Origin of the sequence: Streptomyces sp. 2114.4, assembly GCF_900187385.1 — a bacterium.
GTDB lineage: Bacteria > Actinomycetota > Actinomycetes > Streptomycetales > Streptomycetaceae > Streptomyces > Streptomyces mooreae.
Genome location: NZ_FYEY01000001.1, coordinates 2,727,336 through 2,745,588, shown reverse-complemented (window position 1 = coordinate 2,745,588; position 18,253 = coordinate 2,727,336). Strand labels below are relative to the sequence as shown.

Below are 18,253 nucleotides of genomic sequence, written 5' to 3'. Positions count from 1 at the left end.
GCCCGTCGGGCCCGTGGGTCCCGGTTCGCCGTCAGTCCGGTGCCCCCGGCGTCGTGCCCCGGTCGAGCGAGCGGAGGGCGAACCACAGCTCCATGCGGACGTCGGGGTCGTCCAGGTCGGTGTCGAGGAGGCCGGCGATGCGGGTGATGCGCTGGCGGACGGTGTTGCGGTGGATGCCGAGGGCGGTCGCAGTGCGGTCCCAACTGCCGTGCAGGGAGAGCCAGTTGTGGAGGGTGGAGAGGAGCGCCGGGGAGCCGGTCAGTGGGGCGAGCAGGGCTTGGGCGTGCTGCTGGGCCTCCGTGGGGGCGACGAGCGAGGTGATGCTGTGGGGGCCGGGGGTGCGATGACGCACCAGGGCAGCGCGGCCCGCGAGGGCGCGGCGCAGGGCGGAGGCGGCGTGCCGGTCGGCGGCCGGCAGCTCCGGGACGGGGACGGGTTCGCTGACGCCGAGCGTCCAGCCGGGATGCGCGGTGATCTCCTGGCCGGCGGGGATCAGGGCGCGCAGAGCGGGCGCGGCGCAGGGGGCGGCCGCAGCCCCGGGGCCGGCGTCGGGGGGTGGCTCAGGGGTCGTGGCCGGCCCGCTTCCGGAGTCCGGGGCGACGAGCGGGGTGCCCAGGGCGGCGGCCAGCGAGGCCGCCGACTGTGTCGTGTCACGGCGGCGTTCGGCGTGGACGACTCTCCAGAGGGGAGAGCCGAGGAGCGGGGCGACCTCGGCCGGGCGGGCGCCGAGGAGCAGCCGGACCAGGGCCGCCGCGTGCCCCGCGGTGGCCGGCGCGGGGTCGGTGGACGGGCCGGTGATCAGTGAGAGGAGTACGGCGGCGACGCCCGCGATGGTGTGCGCGGGCGGGTCGTGCGGATCCGCGGCGACCACCAGGGCGAGCGCCCGGCTGCCGCGGGCGCGCCCGGTCAGCGCGTAGGCGGACAGCGAGCCGCCGGGGACGGTGTCGGTCGCCGAGGCCGGGCCGCCCGCGCCGACGACCTGCGCGAGACGGCCGGCCGCGGTCCGGACGGCGGCGTCCGGGCGGGGGCCGGCAAAGCCGTGTTCCGTGCCGTCCGGGGCGAGCAGCGCGGTCCAGCCGTGCACATGGCGGGCCAGTGCGCGCAGCACGGCGGTGGCCGGGTCGGGGCGGGCGGCGGCCGTGGCCAGTGCGCGCTGCGCCTCGCTGAGCCGGGTCAGCTCGCGGTGCCGGGCCTGTGTCACCGCCTGCCACACGGCGCTCTCGACGGCGGTGAACGGAGTGCCCGCCTGGACCTCGACCAGCGGCAGGCCGTGCCGGTCGCAGGCCGCCACCAGGGCCTGGGGGACGGTGTCGTGCACCGGCGCGATCCCGAAGCCGAGGGCGGCGGCACCGGCCGCGACGGTCCGGGCGGCATAACCGTCGAGGTAGGCGTCGCGAGCGGCGGCGGACTCCTGGCCCGCCCCCCGGCTCACCTCGGCCAGATGCAGCCCCGCCGTCAACAGCATCTCGCCGCCCAGGAGATACGGCACCGGGTCGGCCATCTCGGAGGTGTGCACCCAGTGGATCGCGACGCCCTCGGTCGGGCCGGCGAGCTGGCGCAGGCCCAGATCCGTACGGGCAAGGAGCTGGGCCAGTGGCACCGGTGGGGTGGACGGCGGAGGGAGGGGGCGCGGCGGCATGTGCGAACCATCCACATCGGAGGGTGGCGAATGGCAGAAACGTACACTTCAGCGTTGCCTTCGCGCCTCCTAGGGTCAACCCCCGAGGCGAGGCGCTTGGACGGGACCCCCGCTCGCCAAGCGCCCGCTGCCTCGACGCCACCCCCCGCATCCCCACACCCTCGCTTCTCCCCTCTCCCCAGGCGCAGTTGGAAGGGATGGCCCATGGCTGTCGACTATGCGGTGATCGTGCTCTATTTGGCCGGAATGCTCGCCATGGGCTGGTGGGGAATGCGGCGCGCCAGGTCCAAGAGCGACTTCCTGGTCGCGGGCCGCCGCCTCGGCCCCGTGATGTACTCGGGCACCATGGCGGCGATCGTCCTCGGCGGCGCCTCCACCATCGGCGGCGTGGGGCTGGGCTACCAGTACGGCCTGTCCGGCGCCTGGATGGTCTTCACCATCGGCCTGGGGCTGCTCGCGCTGAGCGTCTTCTTCTCGGCCCGGATCGCCCGGCTGAAGGTCTACACGGTCTCCGAGATGCTGGATCTGCGCTACGGCGGCTTTGCCGGGATCATCTCCGGCGTCGTGATGTGGGCCTACACGCTGATGCTGGCGGTGACCTCGACCATCGCCTACGCGACCATCTTCGATGTGCTCTTCGGCATGGACCGCACGCGGTCGATCATCCTCGGCGGGGCGATCGTCGTCGCCTACTCGACGCTCGGCGGCATGTGGTCGATCACCCTCACCGACATGGTCCAGTTCGTCGTCAAGACGATCGGGGTGCTGCTGCTCCTGCTGCCCCTCGCCGTCATCAAGGCGGGCGGCTTCGCGGCGATGAAGGCGCAGCTGCCGGACGACTACTTCGCCCCGCTCGGCATCGGCGGCCAGACGGTCTTCACCTACGTCCTGATCTACTCCTTCGGCATGCTGATCGGCCAGGACATCTGGCAGCGGGTGTTCACCGCGCGCGGCGCCAAGGTGGCGCGCCTCGGCGGCACCGCGGCCGGTACGTACTGTCTGGTCTACGCGCTGGCCGGTGCGGCCATCGGCACCGCGGCCAAGGTGCTCTACCCCCATCTGGGCAGCCCGGATGACGCTTTCGCGACGATCGTCAAGGACGCGCTGCCGGTGGGCGTGCGCGGGCTGGTGCTGGCGGCGGCGCTGTCCGCGGTGATGTCCACGTCCTCGGGCGCGCTGATCGCCTGCGCCACGGTCGCCCACCACGACATCTGGGCGCGGGTGAAGCGCGTCGCCGCGGTGCGCCGCCGGCCGGCCGCGGGGGAGTGCGCCGACGGCGGCCCGGCGCCCGGGGCGGCGCACGCCGCGGACGAGAGCGGGGCCGGGGCGCACGACGAGGTGCGGGGCAACCGCGTCTTCATCCTGCTGATGGGCCTCGGGGTGATCGTCATCGCGATCGCGCTGAACAACGTCGTCGAAGCGCTCACCCTCGCCTACAACGTCCTCGTCGGCGGCCTGCTGGTGCCCATCCTCGGCGGACTGCTGTGGAAGCGGGGCAACGCCGCGGGTGCGCTCGCCTCGGTCACGGTCGGCGGGCTGACCGTCATCGGCCTGATGATCTCGCTCGGCGTCCTCGCCAACGAGCCGGTCTACTACGGGCTGATCGCCTCCCTGGTGGCCTATGTGACGGTCAGCCTGGCCACCAGGCCGACGGACCCGGAGGTGCTGGCGTCCTGGCGGGCGCGGCTGGCCGGCCGGACGGACGGTGCCGCGGACGAGGACGATCCGGAGGGCGACGATCCGGAGGATGACGAGGCCGGCGACACGTCCGTGGCGGTGGCACGGGTACTGACCCCCTTCCCCGTCACCGGGCGAGCCTGACCCGGACACCACTCGTCCGCCCGTACGCCCCCCCCGCAGCTCCTGCAGATCCCCCACCCAGGAAGGCAGCACGCATCCCCATGAGCACCCCCACGCCCACCCCCACGCCCCCGCCCCCGCAACACCGGCGCAACGGCGGTGACCTGGTCGTCGAGTCGCTGGCCGCACTCGGCGCCGACACCGTCTTCGGGCTGCCGGGGCAGCACGCGCTCGGGGTCTTCGACGCGCTGCGCCGCTCAGCGCTGCGCTACGTGGGGCTGCGGGTGGAGAACAACGCGGGCTTCGCCGCCGATGCGTACGCGAGGGCCACGCACGGGGTCGCGCCGCTGCTCGTCTCCACCGGCCCGGGCGCGCTGATGACGCTGGCCGCGCTGCAGGAGGCGGCGGCCGGGTCCGCCGCCGTACTGGCCATCGGCAGTCAGGTGCCGCTGGCCGGGATCGGCGGCGGACGCCATGGCTATCTCCATGAACTCACCGATCAGAGCGCTTCGTTCCGCGGCGTGGTCAAGTCCGTCCACACGGCGCGTACGGCCTCGCAGATCCCCTCGGCGGTGGCCGCCGCCTGGGAGTCGGCGCTGAGCACCCCGCACGGACCGGTGTGGCTGGAGATCCCGCAGGACGTGCTGCTGGCCGAGGCCGACGTTCCGCCGGTGTCCGGACTGACCGTGAGGCCCCAGGAGTTGCTGCCGCGGCCCGAGCTGATCACGGAGGCGGCGAGGCGGCTGACGGGTGCCCGGCGACCGGTGATCCTGGCCGGCGGGGGAGTCGTACGGGCCGGGGCCGAGGCGGAACTGCTGGCGCTGGCCGAGCGGCTGCGGGCACCGGTGGCCACCACCTTCGGCGGCAAGGGCGCCTTCCCCTGGGAGCACCCCCTCTCCCTCCAGTCCTGGCTGGAGGACCGCTACACCACGACCTTCCTGGAGGATGCGGACACCCTCCTGGTCGTCGGCTCGGGGCTGGGCGAACTCTCCTCGAATTACCACACGTTCCGGCCACGCGGCCGCGTCGTGCAGATCGAGGCGGACCTCGGCAAGCTGGAGTCGAACCATGCCGCGCTGGGCATCCACGCGGACGCGCGGGCGGCGCTGGCCGCGCTGGTCAAGGAGGTGGGGGAGCGGGAGACCGGGGAGACCGGCCGCACCGAGGACGACGAAGCGCCCACCTCCGGGGAAGCCGGGGCAGCCCCCGGGGCCGGCCATGCGCCCTCCCCCGAGGCCGCCGTTTCCGACCTCCTGGCCCGCGTCCGCGACCGGATCGCCGGTCAGCATCTCGACCTGGAACTGCAGGTACTGGCCTCGGTGCGGGACGCGCTTCCCGACGGCGCGGTCAGCTGCTGGGACATGACGATCCTCGCCTACTGGGCCTGGTCCGCCTTCGACCCCCGGCGCACCAACGCACTGCATTCCGCCCAGGGCGCGGGCGGACTGGGCTACGGCTTCCCGGCGGCGCTGGGCGCGGCCGTCGCCGACCCGGGGCGGCCGGTCCTGGCGGTGTCCGGCGACGGCGGCGCGATGTACTCGATCGCCGAGCTGGCGACCGCCCGGCAGTACGACCTGCCGGTGACCTGGCTCATCGTGGACGACGGCGGATACGGCATCCTGCGCGAATACATGACCGACGCCTTCGGCGCGCCCACCGCCACCGAACTCACCCGCCCGGACTTCGTGGCGCTGGCCGGGTCATTCGCAGTCCCCGCGGTCCGTACGGCCCCGGACCGGCTCCGTGCGGACCTGGCGGCGGCGCTCGCCGCCCCCGGTCCCTCGGTCGTCGTCCTCCCGGCCCACTTGCGGATGTTCGCGCCGACGCATCTGGACTCCTGAAGTCTCCACCGGACCCTGAAGTCTCCACCGGACCCTGAAGTCCCCACCGGTCCCCTGGAGGTTTCGCCGCCTTGCCGGGTGGGCATCGAGCCCCTACCGAACCAAACGGGCTGCCCATCCCTCCTCGGGGTGCGCAGCCCGTCGTGTTGTGGTGACCCGCGGTCTGTCGTGGTGGTTTGTGGTGCCCCGGACAGGGACCGACGGACGCGCGCTGCTTCCCGCCCGGGGTTGCCAGGTCCAGGGTGGCCCCCACCGAAGGGGTCCACATGAGTACTAGCGTTCAGTCACCGCTGCGGGAACTGCTGGCGACAGCTCTCCTCCCCGGCCAGGTGCCGCCGGCCGCCGGGGCGGGAGAGGTGAGCCGGGCGGCAGCCCCGGCGCACCTCTTCCTTGCCGTCACGTCGATCCCCGTCGGCAACAACCCGGTCGGGGTGGCCATCGCGCCCAACAGCAACCTCTACGTCGCCAACTCCGGGTCGGCCAACGTGTCGGTGATCGACACCACCACGGACACCGTCGTCGGCGGCCCGATCGGCGTCGGCGGTACGCCGGTCTGGCTGGCGGTCGCCCCCAACGGCAACGCCTACGTCCCCAACAGCGGGTCGAACACCGTGTCGGTGATCGACACCGCCACCAACACCGTCGTCGGCGGCCCGATCGCCGTCGGCGCCCAGCCGGCCGTGGTGGCGATCGCGCCCAACGGCAACGCCTACGTCACCAACTTCGCCGCGAACACCGTGACGGTGATCGACACCGCCACCAACACCGTAGTCGGCGGCCCGATCGCCGTCGGCGCCCAGCCGGTCGGGATCGCGGTCGCCCCCAACGGCAACGCCTACGTGACCAACCGGGGATCGAACACCGTGACGGTGATCAACACCGCCACCAACACCGTCATCGGTGCCCCGATCCCCGTCGGCAACCAGCCGAACTTCGTGGCGATCGCACCCAACGGCAACGCCTACGTCGCCAACATCGGGTCGAACACCGTGACGGTGATCAACACCATCAGCAACACCGTCGTCGGCGCCCCGATCGCCGTCGGCAACCAGCCGTGGGGAATCGCGGTCGGCGCCGACGGGATGGCCTACACCGCCAACCGGGCGGCGAACAGCGTGACGGTGTTCGACACCGCCACCAACACCGTCGTCGGCGCCCCGATCGCCGTCGGCGCCGGACCGATCGCCGTGACGGCCGCCCCCAACAACAAGGTCTACGTCAGCAACATCAACGGGAGCAACGTCAGCGTCATCCAATTCGCCCCGACGCTGACCAGCATCGTCCCCAACCAAGGGCCCATCGCGGGCGGCACGATGGTGACGATCACCGGCACCAACCTGACCGGTGCGAGTGTCGACGTCGGCGGCAACCCCGCCACCGGGGTGACCGTCAACGCAACCGGCACCCAGCTCACCTTCGTCACCCCGCCCGGAGCGGCCGGTCCCGCGGACGTCACCGTCACCACGCCCGGTGGCGGCGCCACGCTGGTGGGTGGCTTCACCTACCTGCTCCCCGTCCACGCCACCACGCTGACCGCGACCCCGGCGCTGTCGAAGCTGTTCCCGCCGCACGTGTACTACCCGTTCCTGACCGCCACGCTGACCGACCAGGCCACCGGTCTGCCCGTGCCCGGCCAGACCATCGTGTTCAGCGTCGGCGGCAACCTCATGGGCACCGCCGTCACCGACGCCCAGGGCGTCGCCCGGTTCAACGAGACGTTCATCCTGGTGTACATCCTCGCCAACGGTGGCTACGACGCCTCCTTCGCCGGAGCGACCACCCCGACAGCCATCCTGTCACCGTCCAGCGCGCACGCGGGCGTCATCGAACCCTGACCCCCGTCCGGTCACCGGCCGGCTGAGCCGGCATGCGGGAGAGCGGTACGCGTGAAGCCGGCCCGGTCGTGGACAACTGTCCAGGACCGGGCCGGCCTTCGTGCGGCAGCCGCGCCGGGGGCGCCCTAACGCGCGGCCGCCCCCACCCGCCCCTGCAGCAGCCGCGACAGCGCCGCATGCACGTCCTCGACCGAGCGGTCCGGCTGGAAGGACTGCCAGTCCAGGGCGGCCACCAGGACCATGCCGAGGAGGGCGGAGGCGGTGAGCGGGATGTCGAGCTCGTCGGAGAGTTCGCCGGTCTCCACGGCGTCGTGCAGGACGGCCTCGACGACGGACTGGGCACGGCCGCGGACCGAGGTGAGGGTGGCGCGCCAGGTGCGGTTGGTGCGCCACAGTTCGGCGACGTAGAGCTGGATGAGGGCGGGGGAGCAGGCGATGAAGTCCAGGCCCGCGCGGATCATGGCGTCCAGGGCGTCGACCCGGGTGCCGCCGCGGGCGGCCGTGGTGTCGGCGGCCCGGCGCAGCGAGTCGGCGAGCAGGTCGATGCCGTCCCGCAGCAGCTCCTCGTAGAGGACGTTCTTGCTGGCGAAGTTGTAGTAGACGGTGCCCTTGGCGACGCCGGCCCGGTCGGCGATCTCGTCGACGGTGGTGGCGGAGAAGCCCTGTTCCGCGATGAGGGTGACGGCGGCGTCGAAGAGCCGGCGGCGCGTCGAGCTGCGGCGGGTGACGGGGGAAGCCCCCGGGGCGGTGCCGTCGACGGCACCGCCCCGGGGCCCCGGGAGCACGCTCACAGGCTGAGTTCCGGGTGCAGGTCCTTCATCCGGACGACCTGCCGGCTGCGCGCCGCGAGGGCGGTGAGCGCCAGCGCGCCGACGGTGAAGACCACCAGGACCACACAGCCCTGCTGGACGATGGCGAGGTCACCACCGGTGATCAGCCGGCGCAGGCCGTCGACCACGTAACTCATCGGCAGGAACGGGTGGATGGCGGCGAAGAACCCGGGGCTGGTCTGCACCGGGTAGGTGCCGCCCGCCGAGGTCAGCTGGAGCATCAGCACGACCAGCGTGAGCACCCGGCCGGCCGGGCCGAAGAACGCGCCCAGCAGCTGGATGATGGCGGTGAAGCAGGCCGTGGCCAGCAGCAGGAAGCCGACGGTGCCGGCCGAGCGGGCCATCTCCAGGCCCAGGCCCCAGTGCAGGACGGCCATCAGGGCCAGCACCTGCACCACGCCGACGGCGTAGGCCGGCAGCCAGGAACCGAGGGTGATCCGCCAGCCCGGGGCGCCGGCGGCCAGCGCCCGCTTGCTCAGCGCCGGGAGCAGCATGAACGCGACCATCGCGCCCACCCACAGGGAGAGCGGGATGAAGTACGGCGCCAGGCCGGTGCCGTAGTTGGGCGCCTTGTGCATCGACTTGGCGGCCAGCTCGACCGGGTCGGCCATCACCTTGGTGCGGTCGTCGCGGTCCTTCTTGTTGTAGTCGGGGATCTTGGCGACGCCGTCGTGCAGCCCGTCGGCCAGCTGGTTGGTGCCGTCCTTGAGCTTGAAGAGACCGCCGGTGAGCTTGACGGCGCCGTCCTTGGCGACACCGACGCCGCTGTGGACCTTGCCGGCGCCGTCGGCGACCTTGCCCGCGCCGTCGGCGAGGGTGCCGATGCCGTTCGCGAACAGGCCCGCGCCCTCGGAGACCTTGTGGGCCCCGGCGTTGAGCGCGTTGATCTGACGGATCGCGGTGTCCGCGCGCTGCCCGATGCCCGGTGCCTGCTGGGCGACCATCTCCGCGCCCTGGTGGATCTCGCGCAGCTTGCTGCGCAGCTGCCCGAAGTCGGCTCCGGCGATGGCGTCGTTGACCTTCTCCGCCGCGTCGGCGGCCACCTTGCTGCCGTCCGCGAGCGCCTTCAGCTTGGTGCAGTCGGCGTCGGTGTCCAGCAGCCCGCCGCAGCGGTCCTGGTAGATCTCCGCGGCGTTGTCGGCGTTCTTGCGGGCCTGCGTGGCGGCCTTGGCGGAGTCGTTCGGCAGGGTGTCGAGGACGTCGCCGATGGTCTCGGTGGCGTCGGCGACGAACTGCGCGCCCCGGCCGATCTCCTTGCCGTGCTCACGCAGGAAGGGCAGGTCCTTCTTGGCGAGGCCGTGGACCTTCTCGGCGAGCTGCTGGGTGCCGTCGGCGACCCGGCCCGCGCCCGCGCTGAGCTCCCGGGCCTTGGCGACGGCCGTGGAGGCGCCCTTGCTCAGGTCACCGGCGCCCTGACTGACCTTGCCGGCGCCGTCGTTGAGCTTGCCGAGGCCGTCCGCGAGATCACCGGAGCCCTTCTTGGCCGAGCCGACCCCCTTGTCCACCTTCCCGGCCCCGTCCGCCGCCTCGGCGGTCTTGTCGTGCAGGTCGGAGAAGGAGATGAAGATCTTGTCGAGCATGGCCCGCGCCGAGGTGGCCGAGGTCTTGGCACGCACCTCGGAGAAGACCGTCTTGGAGATCGAGCCGACGACGTAGTTGTTGGCGTCGTTCGTACGGACCTTGAGCGCGCCCGTCTGCGGGGTGTCCCCGGAGCTGGAGGCGATCCGCTTGCTGAAGTCCTCGGGGACGGTCAGCGAGAGGTAGTACGTGCCGTTCTCGACGCCCTTGGCGGCGTCCGCGGCGCTGACGTCCTCCCAGTGGAACTTCTTGCTGTCCTTGAGGTTTTCGGCCAGGTCGTCGCCCGCGGTGATCTTCTTGCCGCCGGTGGTGGCGCCCTTGTCGTCGTTGACGAGGGCCACCGGGATCTTGTCCAGGCGGCTGTAGGGGTCCCAGAAGGAGCACAGGTACAGGGCCCCGTAGAGCAGCGGGATCAGCATCAGGGCGACCAGGCCCAGGCGGGGAAGCTTTCCCCTGCCGAACCGCTTGAGCTCAAGCGCGGCCAGTCTCGGCGAACGCATGCGCTGCTTCCTCCTCGGTGGTGTGGGGCGCGTCCTGGACGGGGGCCGAAGGCTCGTCCTGCTCGGCGGTGCGGGGTTCGCCCTTGGCGGGGGCGGAGGGTTCGTCCTTGGCGGGGGCTGCGGCCGCGGTTGCGGGCTTCGTCCGCGTGGTGCGGACGACCAGGGCGTCCGCCGGTGCGTCGCTGCCGGCCGCCACGACGGTGGTGCCCTCCAGCGCGAGGTCCCGCAGCATCTGCCAGGCCTGGGCGCGTTCGGCCTCCGAGAGCTTGAGGTCCACATCGTCGACGGCCAGCAGGCGCGGGCCGTGCATGATCCCGAGCGCGACGGAGAGCCGCAGCGCCTCGATCCGCTCCAGATCGCGTACGGCCGTCCGCAGCCCCTTGGGCAGGGTGGCGGGGTCGAGCCGGACGGCGGCGAGCGCGGCCTCGATCCGGGCCCGGGTGGCCTCCTTGTGGCGCTTGCTCCAGGGGAGCGAGGCGCCGAGGCCCTGGAAGCGGTGGCCCAGCAGGGCCTGCTCCCTGAGGTGTTCGCCGACCGTGAGGGCCGGTTCGAGGTCGACGACGCCCGGTACGTGGGCGATGGCGGTACGGCTGCGCACCGTACCCATCCGCTGGGGCAGCGGAAGCCCGGCGACCGTCGCCGTGCCCTCGGTGATCCGCATCCGGCCGGTGAGGGCCAGCAGCAGGCAGGTGCGGCCGGAGCCCGAGGAGCCCTCGACCGCGATCAGGGTGCCCGGTTCCGCGGAGATGTCGATGCCCCGGAAGGCCCACCCTCTCGGGCCCTCCACCCCGATTCCCCTGGCGTCGACCGCCGCCCCCTGGCGGGTGGTGTTCACAAACACCCCTCCCCTTTTGATCTGACTGGTCAGTCTAAAAGTGTAGCCGCAGCCAGGGTCCGCGTGATCCATGGGGGTGGCGATCCGGAGGCGCCCGGACAATTTCGTGGCCGGAAGGCCGTGACCCGAACGGGGGAAGCGGCCTAGGGTGCCGTGCAGGCGGGGGCCTGATGATGTTCAAGGTGATGTCCGTGTCGCGGTAGTGCGGCACGGGCGCACACATACGACGGAGAACCATGGAACATTCGGCACAGCACCCCGTGGACCCGCCCCCGCAGCCCCCGGCGGAGCACTCTCCCGCGGCCGGGCAGCCGTCCGGGCCGGTGGCGCCCCGCTCCCGCAAGCTGGTCGCCCCGCTGCTCGCCACGGCCCTGGTCGCGATCCTCGCGCCCGTCTCGGCCTCCGCCTCCGCACCGGTGCCCGCGCCCCAGCGGGCCGACGGCGCCCAGGGCCCTTGCATGAAGGGCGACGGCAGCGACGGCTGGACCGCCACCAGCAGCAAGATCGACCCCAAGGACAGCCACCACGCCTTCGTCGGCAACGGCTACCTCGGACAGCGGGTGCCGCCCAACGGCACCGGCTACGCCGCGCCCGGCGGCACGACCGGCTGGCCGCTGAAGACACCGGAGTACGACGGCTCCTTCGTCTCCGGCCTGTACGCCAAGGGACCCAAGAGCGTAAAGGGCCGGCAGGCCATCGCCGCCCTCCCCACCTGGACCACCCTCGATGTCGCCACCGGCGGCGCGCACCCCGACACCTTCTCCTCGGCCACCGCACCCGGCCGGATCTCGCACTACCGCCAGACGCTCTCGCTGCGCTGCGGATTCGTCCGTACCTCGCTGACCTGGACGGCCGCCGACGGCCGCGCCACCGACCTGGTCTACGACGTGCTCGCCGACCGCAACGACGCCCACACCGGCGCCGTACGCCTGCGGATGACGCCCCACTGGAGCGGCGACGCCACCGTCACCGACCGCCTCGACGGCCGCGGCGCCCGCCGGATGACGGCGTCCGACGCCGGGTCCGCCACCGGCGGCAAGGAAGCCGGCGGGCAGGGCGCTGCCGGCAAGGACACCGGCGGCACGGAGCCCCGCGGCAAGGAGTCCGGCGCCGGCCGGGATTCCGGCCGCACCATGGGCGTCGGGTTCCGCACCGACGGGACGAAGACCGAGGGCGCGGTGGCCTCCACGCTGCGCCCCGGGGCCGGAGTGCGCGCGGACCGTCCCGGACAGGCGCCACGGGCGGACGGGCTCAGCAACCGGCAGCGGGTCTCCTTCCCGGTCCGCAGCGGCCGCTCGTACGAACTGACCAAGTACGTCGGCGTGGACACCGCCCTCACCTCCCGCTCCCCGCGCGCCGCCGCCGACGCGGCCTCGCGCCGGGCCGCCGACCGCGGCTGGGACGCCCTCTTCGCCCGGCACGCCGCCGCCTGGCAGCGGCTGTGGCGCAGCGACATCGAGGTGAAGGGCAAGCGGGATCTGCAGTCCTGGGTGCGCTCGGCGCAGTACGGACTGCTGTCCTCCACCCGCGCCGGCAGCGGCAACAGCATCGGCCCCACCGGCCTGACCAGCGACAACTACGCCGGTGAGGTCTTCTGGGACGCCGAGACCTGGATGTACCCGGGCCTGCTCGCCGCCCACCCCGACCTCGCCAAGTCGATCGTCGACTACCGCTACAAGACCCGGGCCGGGGCCCGCGCCAACGCCGCGAAGCTGGGCTACAAGGGGCTGTTCTACCCCTGGACCAGCGGCAGCAAGGGCGACCTGTGGAACGAGTGCCACAGCTGGGACCCGCCGCACTGCAAGACCCAGAACCACCTCATGGGCGACATCTCCCTCGCCACCTGGCAGTACTACCTCGCCACCAAGGACACCGCCTGGCTGAAGTCCCGCGGCTGGCCGGTCCTCAAGGGCATCGCCGAATTCTGGGCCTCACGGGCCACCCACAACGCCGACGGCAGCTACTCCGTCAAGAACGTCGCAGGGCCCGACGAGTACAGCAACGGCGTCAACGACGGTGTCTTCACCAACGCCGGCGCCGCCACCGCGCTGCGCCACGCCACCCGCGTCGCCGCGATCCTCGGCGAAAAGGCACCGGCCTCCTGGAACACCATCGCCGACAAGCTGCGCATCCCCTACGACAGCAAGAAGAAGATCTTCGAGCAGTACGCCGGGTACAAGGGAACGACCATCAAGCAGGCCGACACCGTGCTGCTGATGTACCCGCTGGAATGGCCGATGTCGCAGACCCAGGCGGCCCGCACGCTGGACTTCTACGCCGGGCACACCGACCCGGACGGCCCGGCCATGACGGACTCGGTGCACGCCATCGACGCGGCCGGGATCGGCGAACCCGGCTGCTCGACGTACACCTACCTGAGGCGGTCCATCCAGCCGTTCGTCCGCGGGCCGTTCGACCAGTTCTCCGAGGCGCGCGGCGAGAAGGCCGGCGCCGAGGACCCGCACGCCGGCAAGCCCGCACAGGACTTCCTCACCGGCAAGGGCGGCTTCCTGCAGACCTTCACCCACGGGCTGACGGGGCTGCGGCTGCGGGAGAACGCGGTACACCTCGACCCGATGCTGCCGCCGCAGCTCGCCCAGGGCGTCACCCTGCGCGGCCTGCACTGGCAGGGGCGGACCTACGACATCGCCCTCGGCGCCCACCAGACCACCGTGCGGCTGACCGCCGGTGCGCCGATGCGGATCGAGACCCCGGAGGGCGACAAGATCGTCAGCCGTGGGGCGCCGGCCGTCCTGAAGACCCGTCGCCCGGACCTGGCGGCCACCTCGAACGCGGCCCGCTGCACGTCCGCCAAGGCGACGTCCGAGGAGCCCGGTCTGTACGCGGCCGCCGCGGTGGACGGCAACGGCACCACCGCCTGGGTGCCCAACTCCGAGGACGGCACCCTCACCGTCGACCTCGGCCGCACCACCCGCGTCGGGCAGATCACCCCGCACTGGAACACGACCCGGCCCAAGGACTACAACGTCCAGGTCTCCCGGGACGGAAAGCACTGGTCGGGGACCGGATACGCGGGAAAGACGCCGGCCCGGTACGTACGGGTCGTGGTGCACGGTGACCAGGGCAAGGGGAAGGACGGCAAGCCGAAGCCGCATCCGGGGATCGCGGAGCTGACGGTGCAGCGGGTGAAGTAGCCGCTCGGCACACGCGTCCGCCCTGCCGGCGACGTCTCGGACGGAGACGGCCCCCGCTGGAGACGGCCCCCTACCGGACCACCCGGGAGGGGGCCGTCCCGCGTGCGCAGGTGGACGGGGTGCCCCGCTCCGTCCGGAGAATTGTTGCGGCGGGATGAAATCCGCCGCCCGCGGTGTTGGTGCCAGGCGTCAGGAGTCGAGGCGCGGGAGGCACCGGGTGGCGGGGACGGATTCAAAACGAGCGGGCTGGGCGCGGCGGCTGATCCGCGACTGCTGGCAGTACAAAAAGGACGTGCTGCTCGCCCTCGGCTCCTCGCTCGCCGGGATGGCCGTGCTGGCCCTGGTCCCGCTCGTCCCGAAGCTGATCATCGACGATGTCATCGTCAAGCACGAGCGCGCCCTCGCCCCCTGGGCCGCCCTCCTGGTCGTCGCCGCGGTCGCGGTCTACGTCCTCACCTACATCCGCCGCTTCTACGGCGGCCGGCTCGCCCTGGACGCCCAGCACGACCTGCGGACCCGGATGTTCGGCGCGATCTCCCGGCTCGACGGCCGGCGGCAGGACGAGCTGAGCACCGGCCAGGTCGTCGGCCGCGCCACCAGCGACCTCCAGCTGATCCAGGGCCTGCTGTTCATGCTCCCGATGATGATCGGGAACGTCCTGCTCTTCCTGATCTCGCTGGTCGTGATGGCGGTGCTCTCCCCGCTGCTCACCGTCATCGCGCTGGCCGTCGCCCCCGCCCTGTGGTTCATCGCCCAGCGCAGCCGCGCCCGCCTCTTCCCCGCCACCTGGTACGCCCAGGGGCAGGCCGCCGCCGTCGCCGGGGTCGTGGACGGCGCGGTCTCCGGCGTACGGGTCGTCAAGGGCTTCGGGCAGGAGGAGCAGGAGACCGGCAAGCTGCGCGAGGTCAGCCGCCGGCTGTTCGCCGGACGCCTGCGCACGGTCCGGCTCAACGCCCGCTACACCCCCGCCCTGCAGGCCGTACCGGCGCTCGGACAGGTAGCGATGCTGGCCCTCGGCGGCTGGATGGCCACCCAGGGACAGGTCACCCTCGGCACCTTCGTCGCCTTCTCCACCTACCTCGCCCAGCTGGTCGGACCGGTCCGGATGCTGGCGATGATGCTGACCGTCGGCCAGCAGGCGCGGGCCGGCGTGGAGCGGGTCTACGAGCTGATCGACACCGAGCCGTCGCTCGAGGAGCGGGCCGGCGCGCGCGAACTGCCCGCCGACGCCCCGGCCACGGTCGTCTTCGACCAGGTCACCTTCGGCTACGCGCGACCGCAGGACGGCGAGGGCAAGGGGGAGGGTGAGGGCGTGCGCGAGGCCGGGACCCTCCGCCCCGTCCTCGACGACCTCTCGCTGCGCATCGAGGCCGGGGAGACGGTCGCCGTGGTCGGCACGTCCGGCAGCGGCAAATCCACCCTCTCGCTGCTGCTGCCCCGCTTCTACGACGTCTCTGCGGGCCGGGTCCTGGTCGGCGGCCACGATGTGCGCGACCTGACCCTTCCGTCCCTGCGCGCCGCCATCGGCCTGGTGCCCGAGAGCAGCTTCCTGTTCTCCGACTCCATACGCGACAACATCGCCTACGGGCACCCGGACGCCACCGACGAGCAGGTGCGCACCGCGGCCCGCGCCGCCCAGGCCGACGGCTTCATAGCGGAGCTTCCCCAGGGCTATGACACCAGGGTCGGCGAGCAGGGGCTGACCCTGTCCGGCGGCCAGCGGCAGCGCGTCGCCCTGGCCCGCGCCATCCTCACCGACCCCCGGCTGCTGGTCCTGGACGACGCGACCTCGGCGGTAGACGCCCGGGTCGAGCACGAGATCCACGAGGCGCTGCGCGGCGTCATGGCGGGCCGGACCACACTGCTCATCGCCCACCGCGCCTCCACCCTGGCGCTCGCCGACCGGGTCGCCGTCCTGGACGACGGACGGCTGGTCGACATCGGCACCACCGAGGAGCTGGAAGACCGCTGTCCGCTCTACCGCAGGCTGCTGGCCGACCCGGAGGAGCTGGGCGGCACCGGGTGGGACCCGGCGGGTGAGCCGTCCGGGATCTTCGACGGTGAGTTCGCCGACGGCCGGCTGCGGGCTCAGGACCGGGCGGCGGACGCCACCGGACCCGAGGCCGGGGCCGGGATCGAGGCCGGGGTCGCGCCCGGGAGGGAGACGGAGGCCGGGGGCGACGGTGCGGCGGGGCGGCCCGGGGCGGCCGGCACCATCACCCCCGAGCTGTGGGTGCGCCGTGAACAGGAGGCCGAGGCGGGCGGGGCCGGGATGGCGGCCCGCGCGGCCGTCGCCGCCGGGCCCGGCATCGGCGCCGCGATGGCCGGACTCCCTGCGACCCCCCAACTGCTCGCCCAGGTGGCGGCGCTGCCGCCCGCAACGGACACTCCGGACGTCGACGAGGACCGGGCCGTGCGCCCCGAGCGCTCCTACGGCCTGCGCCGGCTGCTGCAGGGCTTCGGCGGGCCGCTGGCCTTCGCGCTGGGGCTGGTCGCCCTGGACGCCCTGGCCGGGCTGCTGCTGCCGGTCCTGATCCGGCAGGGCATCGACGAGGGCGTCCGGCGCGGTGCGCTGGTCGGTGTCTGGACCGCCGCAGGGATCGCCCTGCTCGTCGTCCTGGCGCAGTGGGCCGCGCAGATCGGCGCCAACCGCATGACCGGACGGATCGGCGAGCGGGTCCTCTACTCCCTCCGCCTCAAGATCTTCGCGCAGCTCCAGCGCCTCGGGCTCGACTACTACGAGCGCGAACTGTCCGGCAAGATCATGACCAGGATGACCACGGACGTGGACGCGTTGTCGACGTTCCTGCAGACCGGCCTGGTCACCGCCCTGGTCTCGATGCTCACCTTCTTCGGCATACTCGTCGCCCTGCTGGCCATCGACCTCCAGCTGGCCCTGGTCGTCTTCGCCACCCTGCCACCGCTGATCATCGGCACGTACTTCTTCCGCAAGCAGAGCGTGAAGGCGTACGAGCTGGCCCGTGAGCGGATCAGCGTCGTCAACGGCGATCTCCAGGAGAGCGTGGCCGGGCTGCGGATCGTCCAGGCGTTCAGGCGCGAGCGGCGCGGTGCGGAGCGGTTCGCCGCCCGCAGCGACGCCTACCGTCAGGCGCGGGTCCGCGGCCAGTTCCTGATATCCGTCTACTTCCCGTTCGTCCAGCTGCTGTCGTCCGTGGCGGCCGCGCTGGTGCTGATCGTCGGCGCCGACCGGGTCGGCTCCCACACCCTCACCGCCGGCGCGCTGGTCGCCTACCTGCTCTACATCGACCTGTTCTTCGCCCCCGTCCAGCAGCTCTCCCAGGTCTTCGACGGCTACCAGCAGGCATCCGTCTCCCTGGGCCGCATACAGGAACTGCTGCGCGAGCCGACCACCACCCCGGCCGCCGAACGGCCCCGCGAGGTGCCCGCGCTGCGGGGCGACATCGCCTTCGACGCGGTGCACTTCCACTACGGCAAGGGCGACGAGCCGGCGCTGGCCGGCATCGATCTGACCATCCCGGCCGGCCAGACCGTGGCCTTCGTCGGCGAGACCGGCGCCGGCAAGTCCACCCTGGTCAAGCTGGTCGCACGGTTCTACGACCCGTCAGCGGGCGCTGTCCGGATCGACGGCACCGACCTGCGCGAGCTGGACCTGACGGGCTACCGCCGCCGCCTCGGCGTGGTCCCCCAGGAGTCCTACCTCTTCGCCGGCACCGTCCGCGACGCCATCGCCTACGGCCGCCCGGATGCCACCGACGCCGAGGTGGAGGCCGCCGCGCGGGCCGTCGGCGCCCATGCGATGATCGCGACCCTCGACGGCGGCTACCTCCACGAGATCGCCGAGCGCGGCCGTAACCTCTCGGCCGGGCAGCGCCAGCTGCTGGCGCTGGCCCGCGCCGAACTCGTCGACCCGGACGTGCTGTTGCTGGACGAGGCCACCGCCGCCCTGGACCTGGCCACCGAAGCCGTCGTCAACCAGGCCACCGCCCGCCCTCAGGCCTCCGGCTCCCCCCGGGGGGACCAGGCCCCCTCCGTCCGCCGTCGCACCACCTTGATCGTCGCCCACCGTCTGACCACCGCGGCCCGCGCGGACCGCGTGGTGGTGCTCCACCGCGGACGGATCGCCGAGGACGGCAGCCATGCCCAACTCCTGGCCCGCGACGGCCGCTACGCGGAGCTGTGGCGCACGTTCACGGGCGAGGAGGAGGAACTGGTGGCGTGAGGTCTGAGGCGTGAGGTCTGTGGCATGAGGTCTGAGGCA

The 18,253-nt window shown here is 72.8% G+C and carries 9 protein-coding genes; 5 read left to right on the top strand and 4 right to left on the bottom strand.

Annotated features, from left to right (window positions below; all coding sequences use genetic code 11):
• Positions 1-31: 31 nt before the first annotated feature.
• Positions 32-1,639: a PucR family transcriptional regulator gene (locus tag CFW40_RS11840; protein ID WP_088797750.1), complete on the bottom strand. Its 1,608-nt coding sequence runs from the start codon at positions 1,637-1,639 to the stop codon at positions 32-34.
• 204 nt (positions 1,640-1,843) lie between these two features.
• On the opposite strand from CFW40_RS11840, the gene CFW40_RS11835 reads away from it, so the two are divergent.
• From CFW40_RS11835 to CFW40_RS11825, 3 genes are all read left to right on the top strand, one after another.
• Positions 1,844-3,460, top strand: coding sequence for a sodium:solute symporter (locus CFW40_RS11835; protein ID WP_088797749.1), 1,617 nt, complete (start codon positions 1,844-1,846; stop codon positions 3,458-3,460).
• Between the two features lie 80 nt (positions 3,461-3,540).
• The gene (locus CFW40_RS11830) at positions 3,541-5,280 is read left to right on the top strand and encodes a thiamine pyrophosphate-binding protein (RefSeq protein WP_088797748.1); all 1,740 of its coding nucleotides are present in this window, start codon (positions 3,541-3,543) and stop codon (positions 5,278-5,280) included.
• A gap of 266 nt (positions 5,281-5,546) precedes the next feature.
• Positions 5,547-7,115 carry an IPT/TIG domain-containing protein gene (locus CFW40_RS11825; RefSeq protein WP_088797747.1) on the top strand — a complete coding sequence of 523 codons (1,569 nt, stop codon included), beginning with the start codon at positions 5,547-5,549 and terminating at the stop codon, positions 7,113-7,115.
• A gap of 125 nt (positions 7,116-7,240) precedes the next feature.
• Here CFW40_RS11825 and CFW40_RS11820 read toward each other — a convergent pair whose 3' ends face one another.
• The 3 genes from CFW40_RS11820 to CFW40_RS11810 are packed head-to-tail and all read right to left on the bottom strand — an operon-like array spanning position 7,241 to position 10,858.
• Positions 7,241-7,900: a TetR/AcrR family transcriptional regulator gene (locus CFW40_RS11820; RefSeq protein ID WP_088802062.1), complete on the bottom strand. Its 660-nt coding sequence runs from the start codon at positions 7,898-7,900 to the stop codon at positions 7,241-7,243.
• 2 nt (positions 7,901-7,902) lie between these two features.
• Entirely contained in the window at positions 7,903-10,023 is a 2,121-nt protein-coding gene (locus CFW40_RS11815; protein ID WP_088797746.1) for a YhgE/Pip family protein, read from the bottom strand.
• Positions 9,995-10,858, bottom strand: a complete 864-nt coding sequence (locus CFW40_RS11810) for an ATP-binding cassette domain-containing protein (protein ID WP_256331503.1) — start codon at positions 10,856-10,858, stop codon at positions 9,995-9,997. Before CFW40_RS11810 ends, CFW40_RS11815 begins: the two co-directional genes overlap by 29 nt.
• A gap of 236 nt (positions 10,859-11,094) precedes the next feature.
• On the opposite strand from CFW40_RS11810, the gene CFW40_RS11805 reads away from it, so the two are divergent.
• Together CFW40_RS11805 and CFW40_RS11800 are read left to right on the top strand one after the other, a co-directional pair.
• On the top strand, positions 11,095-14,013 hold the full coding sequence (locus tag CFW40_RS11805; protein ID WP_088797744.1) for a discoidin domain-containing protein: 2,919 nt from the start codon (positions 11,095-11,097) through the stop codon (positions 14,011-14,013).
• A 217-nt stretch (positions 14,014-14,230) separates the two neighbouring features.
• Positions 14,231-18,214 carry an ABC transporter ATP-binding protein gene (locus CFW40_RS11800; RefSeq protein WP_088797743.1) on the top strand — a complete coding sequence of 1,328 codons (3,984 nt, stop codon included), beginning with the start codon at positions 14,231-14,233 and terminating at the stop codon, positions 18,212-18,214.
• Positions 18,215-18,253 lie beyond the last annotated feature (39 nt).

Coding starts and splice junctions, on each gene's coding strand:
- CFW40_RS11835 (WP_088797749.1), top strand. CDS start 1,844: ATGGCTGTCGACTATGCGGTGATCGTGCTCTATTTGGCCGGAATGCTC.
- CFW40_RS11825 (WP_088797747.1), top strand. CDS start 5,547: ATGAGTACTAGCGTTCAGTCACCGCTGCGGGAACTGCTGGCGACAGCT.
- CFW40_RS11840 (WP_088797750.1), bottom strand. CDS start 1,639: ATGCCGCCGCGCCCCCTCCCTCCGCCGTCCACCCCACCGGTGCCACTG.
- CFW40_RS11805 (WP_088797744.1), top strand. CDS start 11,095: ATGGAACATTCGGCACAGCACCCCGTGGACCCGCCCCCGCAGCCCCCG.
- CFW40_RS11815 (WP_088797746.1), bottom strand. CDS start 10,023: ATGCGTTCGCCGAGACTGGCCGCGCTTGAGCTCAAGCGGTTCGGCAGG.
- CFW40_RS11830 (WP_088797748.1), top strand. CDS start 3,541: ATGAGCACCCCCACGCCCACCCCCACGCCCCCGCCCCCGCAACACCGG.